This window comes from Peribacillus sp. NPDC058002, from assembly GCF_042886655.1.
In the GTDB taxonomy this organism is placed as follows: Bacteria; Bacillota; Bacilli; order Bacillales; family DSM-1321; genus Peribacillus; species Peribacillus aracenensis.
In genome coordinates this window covers 1-3,993 of the sequence record NZ_JBHVQU010000298.1, presented here as the reverse complement: position 1 = coordinate 3,993, position 3,993 = coordinate 1, and the positions used below count along the sequence as shown (strand labels likewise).

General features: G+C 40.6%; 4 protein-coding genes. All 4 read right to left on the bottom strand.

The window, feature by feature from the left end:
• Window positions 1–168: 168 nt before the first annotated feature.
• Window positions 169–855 (bottom strand): glutamic-type intramembrane protease PrsW, encoded by a 687-nt coding sequence (gene prsW, locus ACFVSH_RS23860; RefSeq protein ID WP_192205367.1) that lies wholly within the window; start codon window positions 853–855, stop codon window positions 169–171.
• Window positions 856–952: 97 nt separating this feature from the next.
• A complete protein-coding gene (locus tag ACFVSH_RS23855; RefSeq protein WP_387708202.1) occupies window positions 953–1,918 on the bottom strand; it encodes an asparaginase in 966 nt (321 codons plus the stop codon).
• Between the two features lie 27 nt (window positions 1,919–1,945).
• On the bottom strand, window positions 1,946–2,914 hold the full coding sequence (locus ACFVSH_RS23850) for a YpdA family putative bacillithiol disulfide reductase (protein ID WP_260286055.1): 969 nt from the start codon (window positions 2,912–2,914) through the stop codon (window positions 1,946–1,948).
• A 151-nt stretch (window positions 2,915–3,065) separates the two neighbouring features.
• A partial coding sequence (locus tag ACFVSH_RS23845; RefSeq protein WP_387708200.1) for a Glu/Leu/Phe/Val family dehydrogenase occupies window positions 3,066–3,993 on the bottom strand: 928 nt, incomplete at its 5' end.

Genomic DNA, 3,993 nt, shown 5'->3' with positions numbered 1-3,993 from the left:
AAAAAAGAAAAATCAATTTCCATTTTGACGAAATTCCTTTCATCAAAAACACTCCTCTTTTTCTTGAATTAATGTAATTCTATTTTCTTCTTTACGGGTTTTTTTATTCCCAACATAAAAAAAACGGAGCGGGCAAAATATGCCAGCACTCCGTTTTGATAGTATTCGTCATTTGCTAAGGTAATGATTTTGTGAAAGTTTTTTTGCGTGAAAGTCAGACAACAAACGTGCTTTCTTTACTTTTTTCATGCCTAACCACCATAGATAAATCATGAATGGCATAATAAAGTACACCCAAAATTTTTGGGAAACTAAAATATAATCGTAAACCCCATGTAACGAAATCGGTATGATCAATGCCAATAATAAATAGACCCTATTATTCGAAGCCGAAAATTTCGCCTTGCCCAAATAATATCCCATGATCACACCGAACAAAGCATGACTGGATACAGGTAGTACCGCCCTAAGAAAAGCGTGTTCCACCCCGTTGGCCAACAGGTACAAAATATTCTCCATTGTGGCGAATCCAAGGGAAACTGCGGCTCCGTAAACAATCCCATCATATGGCTCATCGAATGCCACATGCTGATAAATAACATAAATGAGTATGAACCACTTGAAGAATTCCTCAAGCAGTGCAGCCCATAAAAAAGCATTTGCTAAATCAGTATCCAGGATATGTTCGGTTTCGAGCACATACTGTATGAACATAATCGGCAATACAAGAAATACACCGAATAAAAAAGTTTTGACCACAACCGATATCGGTTCGGTTTCATATTGATCTTTCAAATAGAAATAGCTCAGTAACGCCAATCCTGGCGCAATAGCAGCTGACAACATGACCAGCATTAGCTGACCCTCTTTTCATCTTCATTTCTTTAATCGTACCATGGAATGAAGAAAAACTGAATCCAAGAATAAAGTCTTCCAAATTTTATTTTATTCTTCAGTTCTTAAAGAAGGTCTCATCTATAAGGTTTTCGCTTGCCAGAATGACAGCTAACTTGATTCGAGCCTTCTTGCTGTCATAATCAGCACCTAATATCACACCGCGTTGTTTTAAATCAAATGCGCTGCCTTCATAATCATATGCGGGGTAAACTTTTCCTTCTTCTGCACTTGTGGTCATGATGATCGTAATTCCTTCATCGATTGCAGCTTGTATGGAAGTTACCATTACAGGGGTAACTTGTCCCCTTCCTACACCTTCGAGCACAATGCCTTTCGCACCATTTGCAACCGCAGCATCAATGAAGAGGCCATCAGCGCCTGTATGGCACTTGATGATATCCACCCTTGGGATAAGATTCTGAATATCATAACACTCCCTATGTAAAGGTTTTTGATAGATGCTAACGACATCATTGTCAATTATCCCCAAATACCCATAACCAAAAGATTCGAACCCCTGCAAATTGGAAGCATGAACTTTTTTGACATACTTTGCAGAATAGATCCGCTCATTAAAAACAACCACTACACCAACATCCCTAATAAGATCACTCGCAGCGCATAAAATCGAATTCCTTAGATTGGAATATACATCGGTGCCCACCTCATGAGGAGAACGCTGGGAGCCGGTTAATACGATAGGTCGTTGATCCTTACTCGTGACATCAAGGAAATAAGCCGTTTCCTCAAGTGTATCCGTACCGTGGGTCACGACGATTCCCGTAACATCTGGATCGTCCAATTCCTTTTGAATGGCTGATTTAAGCTGTAGCATTTTTTCAAAGGACATGGACATGCTTGAAATCTGGAAAAGATCAACCACTTTAACCTCGATATCTTTGGGCAATTCGCAAAGTGCTGCCAACTCATGGCCAGTCAATGCACCAGAGGCCAACATACCATTCACAGTTTCTTTACTGGCAATAGTCCCACCAGTGGTTATTAATGATATTTTTTCCATACGGTCACTGCTCCTCATTTAAATAATTCACTTTTCTTTAACAGCCAAATGATAGGCGATCAATCCACCATGAAACCTGCCGTTCTCGATGAAGATTTCGTTCGCATTATTTCCGGCTGCCAGAACCCCTGCAATATAAAGACCTTTAACGTTCGTCTCCATCGTTTCCTCGTTATATGCGGGCCTTCCAGTCTCCTTATCAATAGTAATGCCCATTGAAGCTAAAAAGGAATGGTCAGGATGGTAACCAGTCATTGCAAATACAAAATCATTTTTAATGACTTTTTCCTCATCCCCCACATGATAGATGACGCTGTCTTCCGTTATCCTGTCAACATTTGCATTAAATTCCATCTTGATGGTTCCATTGCGGACTAATGATTCAAATTCAGGAAGAATCCAAGGTTTGATACTTGGAGAGTACTCCGATCCTCTATAAAGGACTGAAACCCTTGCACCTGATTTGACCAATTCCAGAGCTGCATCCACACTTGAGTTTTTGCCCCCGATGACTGCAACATCACAATTGAAGTAGGGATGGCCCTCCTTGAAGTAATGAAACACTTTAGGGAGCTGTTCACCCGGTATGCACATATAATTAGGATGATCATAGTAACCTGTCGATATGATCACATGCAAAGCTGTATACTCCCCTTTGGATGTTTTGACTAAAAACTTCCCATCTTCACGTTTCTCCACCTTTTCCACTTTTTCGAATTTATTGACCCGCAATTCCTTCCTTCTGACTACCTCCCTATAATAGGCTAGGGCCTGATTGCGGACCGGCTTACGGTTTTCGATTATAAAAGCAATATCACCAATCTCAAGTTTTTCACTCGAACTGAAAAATGTTTGATGTGTCGGATAACGGTAAATGGAATCAACCACATTGCCTTTTTCAATGACCAAGGACTGTATTCCCACTTCTTTAAGAGCGATCGCAGCAGCCAATCCGCAAGGGCCCCCACCTATGATAATGACTTCTTCAACATTCATCTTTATTCCACTGCCTTTCCATGCACTATGTAATTCGTTCGTCCAAAAAATAAAAACTCCTATCAATACATGATAGGAGTTTTTACAAATCATTTCAATGATAATGCAATGAACATGTTTTAACTATAAATCAATACTTGATTTGAATCTTTTAGATCCAACCACGGAAGCGAGAAGCTTCAGCCATTTTTCTTACGCCAATCATATAAGCTGCTAGACGCATATCAACACGTCTTGATTGTGCAAGTTCATAAATGTTATTAAAAGATTTCACAAGGATTTTTTCCAGCTTTTCGTCAACTTCTTCTTCAGACCAGTAATACCCTTGATTATTTTGTACCCATTCGAAGTAAGAAACCGTTACACCGCCAGCAGAAGCAAGGACATCAGGAACAAGTAGGATTCCGCGATCCGTTAGGATTTGTGTCGCTTCAATCGTTGTAGGTCCGTTAGCTGCCTCGACAACGATCGATGCTTTGATATCAGCAGCATTTTCTTCAGTGATTTGGTTTTCAATTGCTGCTGGAACTAAAATATCACATTCCAATTCAAGCAGTTCTTTATTTGAAATTGTGGTTTTAAACAATTTCGTTACAGTTCCGAAACTATCTCTCCGATCGAGAAGATAATCGATATCCAATCCTTCAGGATCATGAAGAGCACCATATGCATCAGAAATCCCAATAACTTTAGCACCTGCGTCATGCATGAATTTAGCTAAGAAACTACCTGCGTTACCAAAACCTTGAATGACTACCCGTGCACCTTTAATATCGATGCCGCGTTTCTTGGCAGCTTCATTGATACAAATCGTCACACCCTTGGCAGTGGCTGATTCACGGCCATGAGAACCACCAAGCACTAGCGGTTTACCCGTAATGAATCCTGGCGAGTTGAATTCATCCATACGGCTGTATTCATCCATCATCCAAGCCATGATTTGGGAATTCGTAAATACATCAGGTGCCGGGATATCTTTAGTCGGCCCCACGATTTGGCTAATTGCGCGAACATAGCCCCGGCTCAGCCTTTCAAGTTCACGGAATGACATATTACGAGGATCACAAACGATTCCGCCT